Origin of the sequence: Streptomyces sp. NRRL F-5123, from assembly GCF_000721495.1 — a bacterium.
Taxonomy (GTDB): Bacteria; Actinomycetota; Actinomycetes; order Streptomycetales; family Streptomycetaceae; genus Actinacidiphila.
Window position 1 is genome coordinate 20,183 of the sequence record NZ_JOHY01000065.1, and the last position, 16,077, is coordinate 36,259.

Genomic DNA, 16,077 nt, shown 5'->3' on the forward strand with positions numbered 1-16,077 from the left:
CTTCGTCCGGCGACGCCTGAGGGCCAGGGTCAGCCGGCGATGGCGCGGGCGTACGCGGCCGGGTTGTCGAACATGACGCAGTGCCCGGCCTCCGGGACGCTCACGACCTCCACGCCCGCGGCCTCCAAGCCCGGCCGGTCCACCCACTCCTCGCCGGAGCGCTCGCCCACCAGGTAGGTGCGGGGGACGGCCGTCAGGGATTCGAGCATCTTGCGCATCGTCGGCTCCGTGCCGCGGACCAGGGCGGTGGCGGTGCGGTGCAGCGCGAGCGGGTCCGAGGTGCGCATGGTGGCCGCCCAGAGCCAGCCGACGCGCTCCAGCGTGGCCGCGAAGCCGCCGCCGTGCACGAACTCCTCCTCCGTCCAGCTCGCGATCGCGCTGCTGTCCTCCGTGGCCTCCGGCGGGGCGGGGTCGAGGTTCGCCTCCGCGAGCACCAGCCGGGAGACCAGCTCCGGCCTGCGGTAGGCCAGCACGATCGCGACCGCGCCGCCCATGCTGTGCCCGACGATCTCCGCGCCCCGCACGCCCGCCGCGTCCAGCACGCACGCGAGCGCGTCCGCGTGGTCCTCCAGGGAGTAGCCGAAGTCGGCGGGCCGGTCGCTGAGCCCGAAGCCCGGCAGGTCGACGAAGAGGGTGCGACGCCCGGCGAGCAGCGGGTCGGCGCTGAGGTGCGCGGTGTAGGCGCCCGAGGAGGCGCCGAGCCCGTGCACGTGGACCCGCGCGGGCCCGTGCCCCTCCCGCTGCCCCGGGGTCTCCGTCCACCGGATGTGGGCGCCGCCGGTGCCGAAGCGTGTCTGACGCATGTGCCTGCTCCTTCGCTCGCGTGTTCGCGTCGCTCACCATACATCGTCAACGATGTATGTCGCTGTCGAGTTACCTCTCCGTGGGGGACAATGGCCCGATGCTGGAACTCGCGATCCTCGGCTTCCTCCACGAGGAGCCGCTGCACGGCTACGACCTGCGGCGCCGGATCGCCGCGCTGAGCGGCCACGTCAAGCCGGTGGCGGAGAGCACGCTCTACCCGGCGATCAAGCGGCTGGAGCAGGCAGGTCTGCTGAGCCGCACCCCCCAGCCCGGAGCGGCGGCGGCCCCCCGCCACGTCCTGAGCCTCACCGACGAGGGCCGGGCGGACCTCTTCCGCCGCCTGGCGGAGCCCGCGGAGGGCGACATCACCAACGAGAACCGCTGGTTCACCGTCCTGGCCTTCCTCCGCCACCTCCCCGACCCCGCGGCCCAGGCCGCCGTCCTCCGCCGCCGCCTCGCCTTCCTCGAAACCCCGTCGAGCTTCTTCCACGACGCTTCGGGCCCCCAGCGCGCCGAGGACATGCCCGACCCCTTCCGCCGCGGCGTCCTCCTCATCGCCCGAGCGACGACCAAGGCCGAACTGGCGTGGCTCCACGAGACGCTGGAGTCCCTGGACGCGGCGTCCCCCCGATAACGCCTGGCCCGCCCACCCGGCGAACGGCTACGGTGCGGATGCCCCGGCCCCCCTCGAAAGCACCCCTGATGACCGCCACCCCCGCGACCACGACCCTCTGGCGCCCCACGGGCCCGGCCGAACTCGACCTCGTCCGCGCCCTGGCCTGGCGCGCCTGGCCGCCCCGCCTCCCCGAGCAGCCGATCTTCTACCCCGTGCTGAACGAGGAGTACGCGATCACGATCGCCCGCGACTGGAACGTCAAGCACGACGGCGCGGGTTACGTCACCCGCTTCGAGGTCGCGTCGGATTTCCTCACCCGCTACCCCGTCCAGCAGGCGGGAGGCCGGACGATTCTGGAGCTGTGGGTCCCGGCGGAGGAGCTGGACGACTTCAACGCGCACATCGTGGGCGAGATCCAGGTGGTGCACGAATTCCACTGAGGGGGCGTTGTCACGCCCCTGGGGGTTGCCGCCTTTGCGTGCCTTCGTCCTGCGGGGGCCTCAGGGTCTGCGTACGTGGGTGGTCTCGGCGGTGAGGTCTGTCCCGTCCCCGGTCGTGGGGGTGAAGGCGGGGACGGGGGTGCCGTCGGCGTCGACCAGGGCGGAGCGGGGTTCGCCGGGGGCGAAGGCGTGGTGTTCGCCCCACTGGCGCAGGGTGAGGATGACGGGGAAGAGGGCCCGGCCCGCGTCGGTGAGGACGTACTCCTGGCGGCGGCCGGACGACGCGGTGCGCTGGGTCAGGAGCCCGTGGGCGGTGAGCTTGCGGAGGCGGTCGGCGAGGATGTTGCGGGCGATGCCGGTGCGGCGCTGGAACTCGGTGAACGCCCGGGCCCCGTCCATCGCGTCGCGGATGACGAGCAGGCTCCACCGGTCGCCGACCAGGTCGAGCGTGCGGGCGACGGGGCATTCCGGGTCGGTCCAGTCGACCTCGGGCCGGTCGGGGAGCGCGGCGGGCGCGCCGTCGTCGCCGTTCATGACACCTCCCAATGAGTTGCGGATCAAAACCATCATGCCGTACCGTCCAATCGGTTTCAATTTGCTACCGATAGGGGGTGCGGGGGCGATGACCACATGGCGGCGCCTGCTGCTCGCGACGGTGTGCGGCGTGGCCGTGGCCGCCGTCTACGCCGCACAGCCGGTCCTCGGGCCGATGGGGCGCGACCTCGGCGTACCGGCGGGCCGCACCGGCTGGATCGTCGCGGTCGGCCAGTTCGGCTACCTGGCCGGACTCGTGCTGCTCGTGCCGCTCGGCGATGTCGTGGCCGACCGGCGCCGGCTGATCGCCGTGCACCTGGCCGCCACCGCGGCGGGCGCGGTCCTCACGGCCGCGGCGCCCGCCGCGTGGGCGGCGTTCGCCGGGCTCGCGACGGCCGGGACGTTCGCGGTCGTGGTGCAGACGACGGTCGCCTACGCCGCGTCCCTCTCGCCTCCCGCCGAACGCGGCCGGACCATCGGCGTCGTGACCTCGGGCGTCGTCGTCGGCATCCTGGGCGCGCGCGTCGTCGCGGGCGTGCTCGCCCAGGTCTGGAGCTGGCGGAGCGTCTACGCCGTGCTCGCGGCGCTGTCGCTGGGGCTCGCGGGCCTCGTCCTCGGCTGCCTGCCCGCCGAGCACCGGTCCCGCCGTGCCACGGACTACGCGGGCTACGCGGGCGCGGTCGCCGCGCTCGGCGGGCTGTTCACGCAGCGGCTCTTCCTGACCCGCGGGCTCATCGCGTTCTTCGTCTTCGCCTCGTTCGGCACGCTGTGGAGCGGGCTGTCGCTGCCGCTCGCGGACGCCCCCTGGCACCTGGGCGAGAGCCGGATCGGCCTGTTCGGCGTCCTCGGCCTCGCGGGTGCGCTCGGCGCGGCCCGCGCGGGACGGTGGGCCGACGCCGGGCGCGCAACGCCCGTCACCGGGCTCGCACTCGCGCTGCTCATCGCCTCCTGGGCGGCGATCGCGCGGCTGCCGTCGTCGCTGTGGCCGCTCGCCGCGGGGATCGTGCTGCTCGACTTCGCCGTGCAGGCCGTGCACGTGAGCAACCAGCACCTGCTCACCGCCGCGCACCCGGACCGCCTCAGCGGCGTCATCGGCGCATACATGGTCTTCTACGCGCTCGGCTCCGCCCTCGGCGCCGCCGCGACCACCACCGTCTACGGCGCCCACGGCTGGGCGGGATCCAGCCTCCTCGGGGCCGCCTTCGCGACCTGCGCGCCGGCCGTGTGGGCGATCGGCGGGCTCCGTCAGTCCCAGCCGCGGATCGTGAGGGACGGGGGAGAGGACGCCAGGTAGGAGGTCAGGGCGGTGGAGGAGGAGGGGACGAAGGGGGTGGGGAGGGCGGTCACCGGGGTCCAGGTGACCGTGGAGTGCTTGGCGGGCTCGCGGTTCTCCGCGGTGCCGGACCAGGCGGTGGTCGAGAAGACGACCGTCACGAAGCCGTTGGGGGACTCGACGCCCCACGCGCCGTGGATGACGTGGGCCAGGCGGAGGGACTCGGGAGCGGCCACCAGGCCCGTCTCCTCGTGGAGTTCGCGGACCGCGGTGGTCGTGACGGGCTCGCCGGGGTCGGACTTGCCGCAGGGGAGGTCCCAGTGGCCCGGCGCGAACTTCGCGTGGTCGCCGCGGCGGATGAGCAGGACGCGGTCCGCCGCACGGTCGTGGACGATGACGGCCGCCGCGAGCAGGGTCATCGCGGACAGCGCGGGCGGGAGCGGGGCGGGGCGGGGGGCGGTCACGGGGCCTCCGGGAGGATGCGGGTCACCAGGCGGGTGCGGGCTTCTCCGTTCATAGCTCATGGCTATGACAGCAGGTATTGGACCGCCGCGAGAGGCCGCCCGAGGATGACGGGACGGGCCCGGATCCGCGGGCCCGTCACGGCGAAGGGGAGTGCCATGCGCGCGGTGGTGTACGACGGCCAGGGCATCACGCTGGGGGCGGCGCCGGAGCCGGTGCCGGGGGACGGGCAGGCGCTCGTCGACGTCCGGGCGGTGTCCCTCAACTTCACGGACGTCGCCCACCTCGACCCCGCCACCCCGCCCGGCACCGTGCTGGGCCTGGACGCCGCGGGGGTCGTACGACGGGCCGCCGCGGACGGCTCGGGGCCCCAAGCAGGCGCCCGCGTCGTGACGTTCGGCTGGGGCCGCGGCGCCTGGGCCGAGGTGCGGGCGGCGGACACCGAGCACCTCGCCGTCCTCCCGGACGGCGTCGGCTTCGCGGAGGCCGCCGCGCTCCCGGCGGCGGGGGTCACGGCGCTGCGCGCGCTGCGGCAGTTGGGGCCCGTGGTCGGGCGGCGGGTCCTGGTGACGGGAGCTTCCGGCGGGGTCGGGCGCTTCGCCGTCCAACTGGCCGCGCTCGCGGGCGCGTACGTCGTCGCCGCCGTGGGCAGTCCGGAACGCGGCGCCGGACTGCGGGAATTGGGCGCGCGCGAAGTCGTCGCCGACCTCCCCGACGTGACCGCGCCCGTCTTCGGCGTGCTGGAGAACGTCGGAGGCGCGCTCCTCGGTGAGGCCTTCGCGCTGCTGGAACCCGGCGGCAGCCTCCAGAGCATCGGGGCCGCGTCGGGTCAACCCTCCACCCTGGACCTGGAGTCGGCGCGGCGCGCGGGCGGCGGCAAACGCGTGGAGGTCTTCATGGTCGGCACCCCGGACACCGGCTTCGGCCCCGACCTCGCCCACCTCACCGCCCTGCTGGCGGACGGCCGCCTCGACCCCCAGATCGGCTGGCGCGGCCCCTGGGAGCGGGTGCGGGAGGCCGCCGATGCCCTGCTCGGCCGCCGCGTCGCGGGCAAGGCGGTGCTGGACGTGACGGCGGGGGAGTGATCGGCGGCGCGGCCCCAACCCTCGGCGCGGCAGCAGGAGTTTCGCCACCGCACGTGTCGGCGGGGAGTGATCGGCGGTGCGGCCCCGGCCCTCGGCGCGGCAGCAGGAGTTGCGCCACCGCGCGTGACGGCGGGGGAGTGACCGGCGGCACGGCCCCAACCCTCAGCGCGGCAGCAGCAGTTGCGCCACCGCCCCGCCGCCCGCCGAGGCCGGGGCGTTGCGGAAGGTGAGGCGGGCGCCGAGGACGCGGGCCTGGCCGGTGGCTATCGTCAGGCCGAGGCCGTGGCCGCCGGAGCGGTCGGTGGAGCCGGTGCGGAAGCGGCTGGGGCCGTCGCGGAGGAGGTCGGGCGGGAAGCCGGGGCCGTGGTCGCGGACGCGCACGAAGGGGCCGTCGACCAGGACGTCGACAGGCGCCGAGCCGTGCCGCGCGGCGTTCGCGAGCAGGTTGCCGAGGACGCGTTCGAGCCGCCGCGGGTCGGTCTGGACGACCGCGTCCGCCACGACCGTGACGCCCACCCCGGGCGCGAGCACCGGCACCCGGCGGCGGACGAACTCGCCCAGCGCGACCTCCTGGAGGTCCGCCCGCTCGGCCGCGCCGTCCAGCCGCGCGACCTCCAGCACGTCCTCGACGAGCGTGCGCAGCGCGTGCACCCGGTCCCGTACCAGCTCCGACGGCCGTCCTGCCGGGAGGAGTTCGGCGGCGGTGACCAACCCCGTGAGCGGGGTGCGCAGTTCGTGCGCGATGTCCGCGGTCACCCGCCGCTCGGCCTCCAGCCGCCGCTGCAGCGCGTCGGCCATCGCATCGACGGCGCGGGCGAGTTCGTCGGTCTCGTCCCGCCCCCCGCCGCCGATGGCCTCCCGCACCCGCACCTCGGTGTCGCCGTCCGCGGCCTTGCGGGCCGCGAGCGCCGCCCGCCGCAGCCGCCGCGACATGCGGCCGCCGACGAACACGCCGATCGCCGTCCCGCACAGCACGACCGCCACCGACCCGAGGACGAGCGTGCGGTCCAGATCGGTGAGCACCGAATACCGGTCGGTGACACCGGTCTTGAGCGACAGCACCTGGCCGCTCCCGGCGGGCGTCGCCGCCCACACCCGCAAGCCCCGCCGGGTCCGCTGGACGTACGTGGCGCGCTGGCCGTCGTCCGCGTACGTGCGCAGCTCCGGCGGCAGGTCGGGGTCGTCGATCGTGGCGTAGAAGACGAGCCGGCCCGTCGTCTCGTAGATCCGCAGCGCGGACTGCACGCGCTCGTCCTGCACGTCCCGGGCGCTGTTGATCATGCTGACCCGCGCCGCGTTGTGCACGACCAGGCTCAGCGCGACCACGACCAGCGCCGACACCAGCGCGATGGCCGCGCTCAGCTTCCACCGCAGCGTCATCCCGGGCAGCCGGCGGCGCACCCGCCGGGCCAGCGCCCGGCACCGGCGCACCGGCGTGCGCACCGGCCGGCGGGCGGAAGGAGAACGGGAGGGGCGCGACACGGCGGGCGCGCCTCAGGCCCGCAGCTTGTAGCCGAAGCCGCGCACGGTCTCGATCCGGTCCTGCCCGACCTTCGCCCGCAGCCTCTGCACATGCACGTCGACGACGCGCGTGTCGCCGCCCCACTCGTAATCCCACACCCGCGCCAGCAGCCGGTCCCGCGACAGTACGGTGCCGGGCGCGGCCGCGAACTCCAGCAGCAGCCGCAGCTCGGTCGGGGTCAGGGCGATGCGCTCGCCCTCCCGCGTGACCTCCAGGCCCTCCGGGTCGATCGCGATGTCCCCGAAGGACAGCAGCGCGCCCGGGTCGGGCGGCGGGTCGTCCGAGGCGGCGGCGCGGAAGCGGCGCAGCACCGCGCGGATCCGGGCGACGAGCACGGCGCCGTCGAAGGGCTTGGTCACGTAGTCGTCGGCGCCCGCCTCCAGGCCCAGCACGACGTCGATCGCCTCGGCCCGCGCGGACACCATGATGATCGGCACGGTCGACTCGTCCCGGATCTGCCGGCACAGGCTGACCCCGTCCAGGCCCGCCAGCATGACGTCGAGCAGCGCGAGGTCCGGACGCCGGGCGCGGAAGGCGTCCAGGCCCGCGAGGCCGTCGGGTGCCGCGGTGACCTGGAAGCCGTCGCGCTCCAGGGCGAGCGTGGTGGCCTCGCGGATCACGTCGTCGTCCTCGACGAACAGGACGTGCGGGCCGTTGGGGTGGAGCATCCGGGCTACTCGCCCGCCGCGGTCGGCGGCGGCACCGAGGCGGGCGCCGTGACGGTGTCGGTGGGCTGCGCGGAGGGCGCGGCCTGCGAGGCGGTCGCGCTGGGCAGGCCGGGGTCGAGCGGGTCGGAGTCGGGCTGCGGTGCGGGATCGGTCGAGGTCGGCTCGGGTACGACGGTCGGCATCTTCGACCCGAAGTCCGCGTATTCGCGCGCGACCTGGACGAAGCGGCCGCCGCGCCACGCGTACGTCACCGACTCCTGCCCGACCGGCGACGACATCGGGTCGTTCATCTCGTACACCTCGTGCGTGATCTCCAGTTGCCCGCCCTCGACGCTGCCGTAGACCGGTGGCCGCTCGTCGGCGAAGACGTTCTGGTATTTCCCCTTCACCATACGGTAGACGTACGCGGCCACTCCCAGGCCGTTCCCGCAGGTCGTGACGTTGACCACGAGGTCGGGGCCGTCCCCGGCGGTGAGGTTTCCGGAGTCGATGCTCACGGGGTAGTCGTCCGGGTCGCCGCTGCGGGGCTCGGCGGGGGGCGTGGTGGGGGGTGTGCCGTCGCGGGCGGGGGCCGCGGTTTCGGCGGGGGCGGGGGGATCCGTTTCAGTGCCGGTGCCGGTGCCGGTGCCGGTGCCGCTTCCGCTGCCGGCGTGGGCGCCGGACGCCGCGCCCGACGCGCGCCTGCGGGCCGAGAACGCGGTGCCGCACGGCACCAGGTCCTCCCGCACGTCCCGGCTCACGCTGCTGTCCCGGCGGACCATCGTGGCCAGCGCGCGCTTGTCCAGCGCGAGGGGCGGTGCGCTCTGCGTGGACACCGCGCGGGTGCTCGGCGAGGGCGCCGGGCCCTCGTTACGGGCCCCCGTCCCCGCCGCACCGCAGCCGGCCAGCACGACGCACGCGCCGGTCAGCGCGCCCATCGCCGCGGTCGCGGAACTCGCGTGTCTCACGCGACGCACATCGCCTCCGTCAACTCCTCCGCCTCCGGCCTCGCCGCGGCTCCCGCCGCCTTCCCCGCGGTCGCCCCCGTCGCCGGGCGTGGCCGGCGCCGGTAGCCGTAGCCGCTGTCCTCCAGGTGGTCCCGCAGCCGGGCCAGCGCCCGGTGCAGCGTGCTCTTGACCGTGCCGATCGACAGGCCCAGCACGCGGGCCGTCTCCTCGGTCGAGAGCTGCCCGTAATGCCGCAGCATGACGACCTGGCGCTGCTTGGGCGCGAGCCCGGCGATGGCGCCCAGCAGCATCTCACGGTCCGCGCGCTGCTCGGCCCCGTCGTCCACGACGGACTCCGGCAGCTCCCCGGTGGGCACCTCGTCCAGCTTGCGGCTGCGCCACCACTCCGTGCGGGTGTTGATCATGACCCGGCGCATGTACGCGTCGGCGAGTGTCTTGTCGGCGATGGTGTCCCAGCGGGGGAAGGTACGGACGAGGGCGGTCTGGACGAGGTCCTGCGCGTCTATCGGGTCCGGGACGAGGCGGCGGGCGCTGCGCAGGAGAGCGTCCTGCCGGGTCCTGACGTATTCCTCGAAGTCCAGTACCGCGCCAGGGCTTGCGCTTGCGCGCGCGCTGGTGGCCGCCATGGTGTTTCTCCCGCCCCTTGCTTGTCCTTGCGGACGAACGTAGGGAGCGGATGTCAGGTTTCCGCGACCGTGCGCGCACGGTGGGCGCACGGCGAGCCATCGGTTGTGTAACAGGAGGGACGAAGTGGGGCGTTACGGTTTTGTCCTGGTCGCCCGCCCGCACGGGCCCCCGGGGCTGGGGCCCGCCTCAGGACGGGAGGCGGTAGACGCCGTTGGCGAGGGGCTCGACGAGACCGTCGGCGACGAGGCCGTCGAGCGCGCGGGCGCGCTGGACCGGCTCGTGCCAGACCGCGTCGAGCGCGGCCTGGGGGACGGGCCCGGGCGAGGCCCGGAGGACGGCGAGGAGGCGGCCGCGGACCTGGCGGTCCGTGCCCGCGTAGGTCTGGCCGCGGCGCGGAGGCCCTTCGTGGGGAGGGCTTCCCGCGAGCCGCCAGGAGCAGAGGGCGGCGACGGGGCAGCGCCCGCACTGGGGCGAGCGGGCCGTGCAGACGAGGGCGCCGAGCTCCATCGTGGCGGCCGCCCACCGCGCGGCGGTCGGCTCGTCGGCGGGGAGGAGGGCCTCGGCGGTGCGCCGCTCCGCGGCGGTCGTGGCGTTGGGCGGGTGCTCGACGCCGGTGACGACGCGGGCGAAGACCCGCCGGACGTTGGTGTCGAGCACGATGTGCCGCTGCCCGTACGCGAACGAGGCGACCGCGGCCGCGGTGTATTCGCCGACGCCGGGGAGGGCGAGCAACTCCGAGTGCTGGCGCGGGACCTCGCCGCCGTGCCGGTGCGCTATCGCGGCGGCGGCACCGTGCAGGCGCAGGGCCCGGCGGGGGTAGCCGAGACGGCCCCAGGCGCGGACGGCCTCACCGGGGGATTCCGCGGCGAGGTCGGCGGGGCGCGGCCAGCGGGCGAGCCATTCGGCGTGGACCGGGAGGACGCGGGCGACCGGGGTCTGCTGGAGCATGAACTCGCTGACCATGACGGACCAGGCGCCCGCGTCGGGACGGCGCCAGGGCAGGTCGCGGGCGTGGGCGTCGAACCAGTCGACGACCAGCTCGTGCAGCGACGCCACGGTGGCGGGCGCGAGCCCGGGAAGGGACGCTTCGGGTCTCGGGCGGTGCTGTGGCGCGGCCGGGGATGTGGGGGTTGCTGCGGGCTCGGGGGTCTCGTGCAGGTCTGTGCTCATGGCATGGCGATCCTCGCACATGCCACTGACAGCGACCGCCCGGGAACGTAAACGTGATCATCCGCAAAGAGCGGCCACCGAGCGGCGGGTGTTGCGACGGCACACGGGTGATCTCCCCTAGAGTTCGGGTGTGGGCTCGTTGCGCAATCCCGTGGGACCTCTTCCGTCGTCCATCTACTGGCGGCGGCGAGTCGCCGTGTCCGCCGCGGTGGTGGTGATCGCGGCGCTTGTGCTGTGGGCCGTGACGCGCGGTGGCGGCGGTGACGGCAAGGGCACGTCCGCGCCCGCCGGTTCGCACACCCCGGTCGGCACGATCACCGCGGGCCCCACCCCGTCCGGCACCCACATCAGCGGCCGCCCGGGCGGCCGGGACACCGACCCGGCCGACACCGGCGGCGGCAGCTCCGCGGGCGACACCGCCGGTTCGAGTGACACGGCGGGCGACACCGGCGGTGACACGGGCGGCGACACGGGCGGTGACACCGCGGGTTCCGGTGACGGTACGGCGGCGGGCTCGTCCGGCGGCGCGGACGCGGGCAGCACCGGCGGCAGCGGCCCGGGCGGCACGGCCGTACCCGTGCCCGCCGGGTCCTCGCTGCCCAACTGCACCTCCGGCACTGTGACGTTGGCGCTCACCGCCGACCGGAACCAGTATCCGGTGGGCCAGTACCCGGTGTTCACGCTGCGGGCGACCAACAGCAGCGCCGCCGACTGCAAACTGGACGTCGGCGCGGCCTCCGCGGTCCTCGACGTGACCAAGGACCCCGACAACACCCATGTGTGGTCCTCCGACGACTGCCCGGCCGGCAAGTCGCCGTACCTGATCAAGGTCCCCGCCCACGGCTCCGCCGCCTACACCGTCCGCTGGAACGGCAGGACCAGCTCCACCACCTGCAAGGGCAGCACCTCGGTCACCCCGGGCAACTACCTGGCCCAGGTCACCGTCCCGGGCTTCGGCGTCAAGCAGCGTTCGTTCTCACTGTCCGCCAGCTAGGACACGGGCGGCGCGCCGGCCGGCCGCGGCGTCTGCGACCACCGGCGGCGTGACCGACGACGAGGTCCGGCCAGAAACCGGCGGGGTCCGAGCGCGCCCGGTCTCTCAGACGTAGCGTTCCAGGATCGAGGACTCCGCGAGGCGCGACAGGCCCTCGCGGACCGAGCGGGCGCGGGCCTCGCCGACGCCCTCGACGGCCTGGAGGTCGTCGACGCTGGCGGCCAAGAGCTTCTGGAGACCGCCGAAATGGTCGACCAGGCGCTCTATCACCGCGTTCGGCAGCCGCGGGACCTTCGCCAGCAGGCGGTAACCGCGGGGCGAGACCGCGGAGTCCAGCGATTCGGGGGAGCCGGTGTAGCCCAACGCCCGTGCCACCGAGGTCAGTTCGATGAGCTCGTTCTGCGGCAGGCCGTCCAGCTCGGCGAGCGCCTCGGCGACCGTACGGCTGCGTTTGGCGGTCGGCTCGGGTACGTAGTCGCGCGCGACCAGCTCGCGTTCCGGCTCGACACCCGCGATCAACTCGTCGAGCTGGAGGGCGAGGAGACGCCCGTCCGTGCCCAACTCCACGACGTACTCGGCGATCTCGGTGGCGATCCGGCGGACCATCTCCAGCCGCTGCGCCACCGACGTGACGTCCCGGACCGTGACCAGGTCCTCGATCTCCAGGGCCGACAGCGTGCCCGCGACCTCGTCCAGCCGCAGCTTGTAGCGCTCCAGCGTGGCGAGCGCCTGGTTCGCGCGGGACAGGATCGCCGCGGAGTCCTCCAGCACCCGGCGCTGGCCCTCGACGTACAGCGCGATCAGCCGCATCGACTGGCTCACCGACACCACGGGGAAGTTGACCTGCCTGCTGACCCGGTCGGCGGTGCGGTGCCGGGTACCGGTCTCCTCGGTCGGGATCGTCGGGTCCGGCACCAGCTGCACGCCCGCCCGCAGGATCTTGGTGATGTCCTTGTCGAGGATCAGCGCGCCGTCCAGCTTGCACAGTTCGCGCAGTCGCGTCGCGGTGAACTCCACGTCCAGCACGAAGCCGCCCGTGCACAGCGACTCCACCGTCTTGTCCATGCCCAGCACGATCAGGCCGCCGGTGTTGCCGCGGACGATGCGCTCCAGGCCGTCGCGCAGCGCCGTACCCGGGGCGACGGCGCTCAGCGCGGCGCGCATGAGCGTGACGCCGTCCGCTCCACCACCGGACCTGCCGGCGGATTCCGCCGCTGCCTTGCGGGCCGGGGCGGCGCCTGCCCGGTCGTTGGCTGCCACTGCGTTCCTCCGGTCGGTGCGGTTTGGACTGAGTTTACGTCGTCCGCGCCGGGCGCCGCCGATCACCGGCCCACGCCCCCGGGGGCGCCGTGGCCCGCCGCGCACCGCCTCCGTGCCCGCGGCGCACGCCCTGACTGCCGCCGGGCTGCCGGTTTCCGCGGCCGCGGTCCGGGTGGGCCTCCTGCTCAGGACTCCCCGCTGCCGCCGCCGCGGGGCCTGCGGGCGGGCAGCACACGCAGGGCCTCGCCTATGTCCGACACCTCGATGACCCGCATCCCCGCGGGCACCTTGCCCGGGTCGGCCGGCACCAGCGCGTGCGTGAAGCCCAGCCGCGCCGCCTCCGCGAGCCGCCGCTGCACCCCGGTGACCCGGCGCACCTCTCCGGCCAGGCCCACCTCGCCGATCGCCACCACGTTCTTCGGCAGCGGGGTGTCGATCGCCGCGCTCGCCAGCGCGAGCGCCACCGCCAGGTCGGCGGCCGGCTCGGTGAGCTTCACCCCGCCGACCGTCGCGGTGTAGATGTCCTGCTTGCCGATCGCCTTGATCCTGCCGCGCTGTTCGAGCACCGCGAGCATCATCGACACCCGCGAATTCTCCAGACCGGACGTCGTACGGCGCGGCGACGGGATCTGGGTGTCCACGGTGAGCGCCTGCACCTCCGCGACCAGCGGGCGCTTGCCCTCCAGCGTCACCGTCAGGCATGTGCCCGGCACCGGCTCGTCACGCCGGGTCAGGAACAGCCCCGACGGGTCGGCGAGCCCGGTGATCCCCTCGTCGTGCAGCTCGAAGCAGCCGACCTCGTCCGTCGCCCCGTAGCGGTTCTTCACCCCGCGGACCAGGCGCAGCCGGGCGTGCCGGTCACCCTCGAAGCTCAGCACCACGTCCACGAGGTGCTCCAGCAGCCGGGGCCCGGCGATCGTGCCGTCCTTCGTGACATGGCCGACCAGCAGCGTGGCCATGCCCCGCTCCTTCGACGCCCTGATCAGCGCGCCCGCCACCTCGCGGATCTGCGCGACCCCGCCGGGGGCGCCGTCGATCTCCGGCGACGCGACGGTCTGGACGGAGTCCAGGACGAGCAGCGACGGCTTCACGTCGTCCAGATGCCCCAGCACCGCGGACAGGTCCGTCTCCGCCGCGAGGTAGAGGTGGTCGGCGAGCGCGCCGATCCGGTCCGCCCGCAGCCGCACCTGCGAGGCCGACTCCTCGCCCGTCACGTACAGCACCGGGCTGCGCTCGCCGGACGCCTTCGCCGCGACGTCCAGCAGCAGCGTCGACTTCCCCACGCCGGGCTCGCCCGCGAGCAGCACCACCGCGCCGGGCACCAGCCCGCCGCCCAGCACCCGGTCCAGCTCCGGCACGCCGGTCGAGCGCGCGGTGGCCTGGCGGCCGTCGACCTGGCCGATCGGGCGGGCGGGGGAGCTCACCCTGCCGGGGGCGGTGGTGCGTACGGCGGGGGCGCCGCCGTACTCCTCGACCGTGCCCCACGCCTGGCACTCGCCGCAGCGGCCGAGCCATTTGACTGTCGTCCAGCCGCATTCGGTGCAGCGGTAGGAGGGGCGGTCCTTGGGGGCGGTCTTGCGGGTGGCCATGCGGCCCACGGTAGCGGGCGGGTGTGACAGTGGTTGTTTTCGCTTGGTTGTGCCCGCCCTTCCCCCATGGCTTCGCGTGGGGGTGCCCCCATGCCGTGCGAGTGCTCGGCAGTCTGCCGGTGTCACCTGTGGGCGGGTCGGGGGCCGCCCCGGGGCACCTCCTCGGAATGCGCGTTCACCCTCACCGTCAGCCGGTGCCGGACTGGGAAGCGCATTGCGGCGGGGGCACCCCGGACCGTCCCCCTCGGGGGGACGTTGGCGGCGTTCCGCCCGGTGGGGGTGGGGAAAACGGGGGAGTGCGGCCTGCCCCCGGCGGCGGGTCACCCCCGCAGGTGGGCGGAAAGCCGACGTCTCAGTTGCACAGGTGGTGGGGCGGGAAACACCCCGCGCCGCCAGGCGCGGGCAGGTCACGCCGTAGCAGTGGAGTTCACTCGGACGGGGGGTGTCCCGGGCCCCTAACGGGGGGATGGGCAACCCGTAAGGGGGAACGGGGGCGGGGACGGCTGAAGGGGAGGCGTTCGCGGGCCTACCGTCAGCCGGTGATGAGCAGGCAGGAGACCTCCACCCCCACGCCCTCCGTGCAGAGCCACCCGACCGGGGCACACCGCAGGCCGCGGGCTGCGGCGTCCACGCACGGTGGCGATGCCGCGCGGCACCGGCCGCGGGGCGCGGCGGTGCGGCCGCAGGGGACGTTGCCGATAGTGCCGCCGGGGCACTACGAGCCGTACCTCGACGGACTGTTCACGTACTGCCTGTCGGTGCTGTGCGAGCACGACGCCGCCTCGGGCGCGCTCGGGGAGGTGCTGGCGCTCGCCGAGCGGCAACGGGCGCGGCTGCGCGATCCGGCGCTGCGCAGACCGTGGCTGTACGCGCTCGCGCGCTGGTCGTGCCTGCGGCGGCTGGCCGCCGGGAAGCCGGTGGCGCCGGTGCGGGCGGCGGCCGACGTCGCGGCGCAGCGCGGTGCCCAGCTCGCGGCGCTGGCGTGGCCGGAGGCGGCCGGGACGACGCCCGAGCAGCGGGAGGCGCTGGAGCTGGCCGTACGGCACCAGCTCGCGCCGCACGAGGTGGCGGCCGTGCTGGGGCTGGAGACGGACGCGGCGCGCGTGCTGCTGGCGCGGGCGGCGTGCGAGGTGGAGCGGACGCGGACGGCGCTCGCGGTCGTCGACACCGGGCGGTGCGCCGCGCTCGCGCAACTCGCCGGGGACAACCGGGTGCTGCTCGGGCCCGCCCTGCGTGACGAGCTGGTGCGGCACGTCGACGAGTGCACGGTGTGCCGCCGTACGGCCGAGCGCACGGTCGCCGCCGAGCCCTGGCCCGGGGCCGGGGGCGCGACCGCCGTGCTCGCCCTCATCGAGGCGCCGCGGGCGGCGTCCTGCGCGGCACTGCTGCACGCCATGGAGGTCGGCACCGGCCGCAGCCGCGAGGCCACGCCGCGGTTCGACCGGCGCGGCTTCCCGCGTGATCTGAGGGACCAGGCGGCGCGGCGGGCGCAGCTGCGGCACCGGGCGATGACGACGACGGTCGTCGCGGCGGTCGTGGCCGCGCCCGTCCTGGCGGTGTGGGCGGCGTACCGCGCGACCCCGCTCGGCGACGACGCGCACGGCGGCCGTACGGCGGCGGGTGCGCCCGACACGGGCCTCCCGTACGAGAAGGCGGGCTCCTCCCGCCCCGGGCCCACCGCGCCGCCCCCCGCCCCCCGCGCGCCCACGGACGCGTCGCCCGCGGCGGACGTCACGGCCGTGACCGTCACACCTTCCGCGACGGACTCCGCCCCTGCGGGCGCGGGCCACATCACCGTCACCGCGGCCCCCGCCCGGGGCGGCACCCTCGTGACACTCACGGCCGACGGCGGCGGCGACGTGCGGTGGTCGGCCTCGACGACGGCGCGGTGGCTGCGGCTCTCGGCGGTGTCCGGGGTGCTGCACCCGGGCGAGTCGACGACCGTGTCCGTCACCGTCGTGCACTCCCTCGCCCCGCGCGGCAGCTGGACGGCGAGCGTGGCCTTCGCCCCGGCGAACGCCACCGTCATCCTGCACGGCACCCCCCGCCGCTCGGCCCCGCCCCCGACGTCCGCGCCCCCCACGAC

At 75.2% G+C, this 16,077-nt stretch carries 16 protein-coding genes; 6 read left to right on the forward strand and 10 right to left on the reverse strand.

Features of this window, described 5'->3' with window-relative positions; all coding sequences use genetic code 11:
• Window positions 1-29 precede the first annotated feature (29 nt).
• Window positions 30-803, reverse strand: a complete 774-nt coding sequence (locus IH54_RS0133480) for an alpha/beta fold hydrolase (protein ID WP_031524262.1) — start codon at window positions 801-803, stop codon at window positions 30-32.
• A 98-nt stretch (window positions 804-901) separates the two neighbouring features.
• Between IH54_RS0133480 and IH54_RS0133485 the strand changes: the two genes are divergently transcribed.
• Together IH54_RS0133485 and IH54_RS0133490 are read left to right on the forward strand one after the other, a co-directional pair.
• On the forward strand, window positions 902-1,438 hold the full coding sequence (locus IH54_RS0133485) for a PadR family transcriptional regulator (RefSeq protein WP_031524264.1): 537 nt from the start codon (window positions 902-904) through the stop codon (window positions 1,436-1,438).
• 68 nt (window positions 1,439-1,506) lie between these two features.
• Window positions 1,507-1,860 (forward strand): hypothetical protein, encoded by a 354-nt coding sequence (locus IH54_RS0133490; protein WP_031524266.1) that lies wholly within the window; start codon window positions 1,507-1,509, stop codon window positions 1,858-1,860.
• A 60-nt stretch (window positions 1,861-1,920) separates the two neighbouring features.
• Here the strand turns inward: IH54_RS0133490 and IH54_RS0133495 are convergent, their stop codons facing one another.
• Window positions 1,921-2,394, reverse strand: a complete 474-nt coding sequence (locus tag IH54_RS0133495; protein ID WP_031524268.1) for a winged helix-turn-helix transcriptional regulator — start codon at window positions 2,392-2,394, stop codon at window positions 1,921-1,923.
• A gap of 88 nt (window positions 2,395-2,482) precedes the next feature.
• Between IH54_RS0133495 and IH54_RS0133500 the strand changes: the two genes are divergently transcribed.
• Entirely contained in the window at window positions 2,483-3,688 is a 1,206-nt protein-coding gene (locus tag IH54_RS0133500) for an MFS transporter (RefSeq protein WP_052398149.1), read from the forward strand.
• Here the strand turns inward: IH54_RS0133500 and IH54_RS0133505 are convergent.
• Window positions 3,640-4,086: an NUDIX domain-containing protein gene (locus IH54_RS0133505; RefSeq protein ID WP_052398153.1), complete on the reverse strand. Its 447-nt coding sequence runs from the start codon at window positions 4,084-4,086 to the stop codon at window positions 3,640-3,642. The two genes, IH54_RS0133500 and IH54_RS0133505, sit on opposite strands and share 49 nt — an antisense overlap.
• A gap of 201 nt (window positions 4,087-4,287) precedes the next feature.
• Between IH54_RS0133505 and IH54_RS0133510 the strand changes: the two genes are divergently transcribed.
• Window positions 4,288-5,214, forward strand: coding sequence for a zinc-binding dehydrogenase (locus IH54_RS0133510; protein WP_031524275.1), 927 nt, complete (start codon window positions 4,288-4,290; stop codon window positions 5,212-5,214).
• Window positions 5,215-5,376: 162 nt separating this feature from the next.
• Here IH54_RS0133510 and IH54_RS0133515 read toward each other — a convergent pair whose 3' ends face one another.
• From IH54_RS0133515 to IH54_RS0133535, 5 genes are all read right to left on the reverse strand, one after another.
• The gene (locus tag IH54_RS0133515; RefSeq protein ID WP_031524276.1) at window positions 5,377-6,594 is read right to left on the reverse strand and encodes a sensor histidine kinase; all 1,218 of its coding nucleotides are present in this window, start codon (window positions 6,592-6,594) and stop codon (window positions 5,377-5,379) included.
• Window positions 6,595-6,708: 114 nt separating this feature from the next.
• Window positions 6,709-7,404 carry a two-component system response regulator CseB gene (gene cseB, locus IH54_RS0133520; protein ID WP_031524279.1) on the reverse strand — a complete coding sequence of 232 codons (696 nt, stop codon included), beginning with the start codon at window positions 7,402-7,404 and terminating at the stop codon, window positions 6,709-6,711.
• A 5-nt stretch (window positions 7,405-7,409) separates the two neighbouring features.
• Entirely contained in the window at window positions 7,410-8,351 is a 942-nt protein-coding gene (locus tag IH54_RS42115) for a hypothetical protein (protein ID WP_052398150.1), read from the reverse strand.
• Window positions 8,348-8,977 (reverse strand): SigE family RNA polymerase sigma factor, encoded by a 630-nt coding sequence (locus IH54_RS0133530; protein ID WP_052398151.1) that lies wholly within the window; start codon window positions 8,975-8,977, stop codon window positions 8,348-8,350. Before IH54_RS0133530 ends, IH54_RS42115 begins: the two co-directional genes overlap by 4 nt.
• Window positions 8,978-9,164: 187 nt before the next feature.
• The gene (locus IH54_RS0133535; protein ID WP_078862730.1) at window positions 9,165-10,148 is read right to left on the reverse strand and encodes an A/G-specific adenine glycosylase; all 984 of its coding nucleotides are present in this window, start codon (window positions 10,146-10,148) and stop codon (window positions 9,165-9,167) included.
• A gap of 196 nt (window positions 10,149-10,344) precedes the next feature.
• Between IH54_RS0133535 and IH54_RS0133540 the strand changes: the two genes are divergently transcribed.
• Window positions 10,345-11,142, forward strand: a complete 798-nt coding sequence (locus IH54_RS0133540; protein ID WP_031524286.1) for a hypothetical protein — start codon at window positions 10,345-10,347, stop codon at window positions 11,140-11,142.
• A gap of 105 nt (window positions 11,143-11,247) precedes the next feature.
• On the opposite strand, the gene disA is transcribed toward IH54_RS0133540, so the two are convergent.
• Both disA and radA read right to left on the reverse strand, forming a co-directional pair.
• Window positions 11,248-12,402 carry a DNA integrity scanning diadenylate cyclase DisA gene (disA, locus tag IH54_RS0133545; protein WP_031524288.1) on the reverse strand — a complete coding sequence of 385 codons (1,155 nt, stop codon included), beginning with the start codon at window positions 12,400-12,402 and terminating at the stop codon, window positions 11,248-11,250.
• A gap of 185 nt (window positions 12,403-12,587) precedes the next feature.
• A complete protein-coding gene (gene radA / locus IH54_RS0133550) occupies window positions 12,588-13,991 on the reverse strand; it encodes a DNA repair protein RadA (RefSeq protein WP_031524290.1) in 1,404 nt (467 codons plus the stop codon).
• 542 nt (window positions 13,992-14,533) lie between these two features.
• Here radA and IH54_RS0133555 point away from each other — a divergent pair.
• Window positions 14,534-16,077, forward strand: a 1,544-nt coding sequence (locus IH54_RS0133555) for a BACON domain-containing protein (RefSeq protein ID WP_031524292.1), incomplete at its 3' end; no start/stop codon positions are given.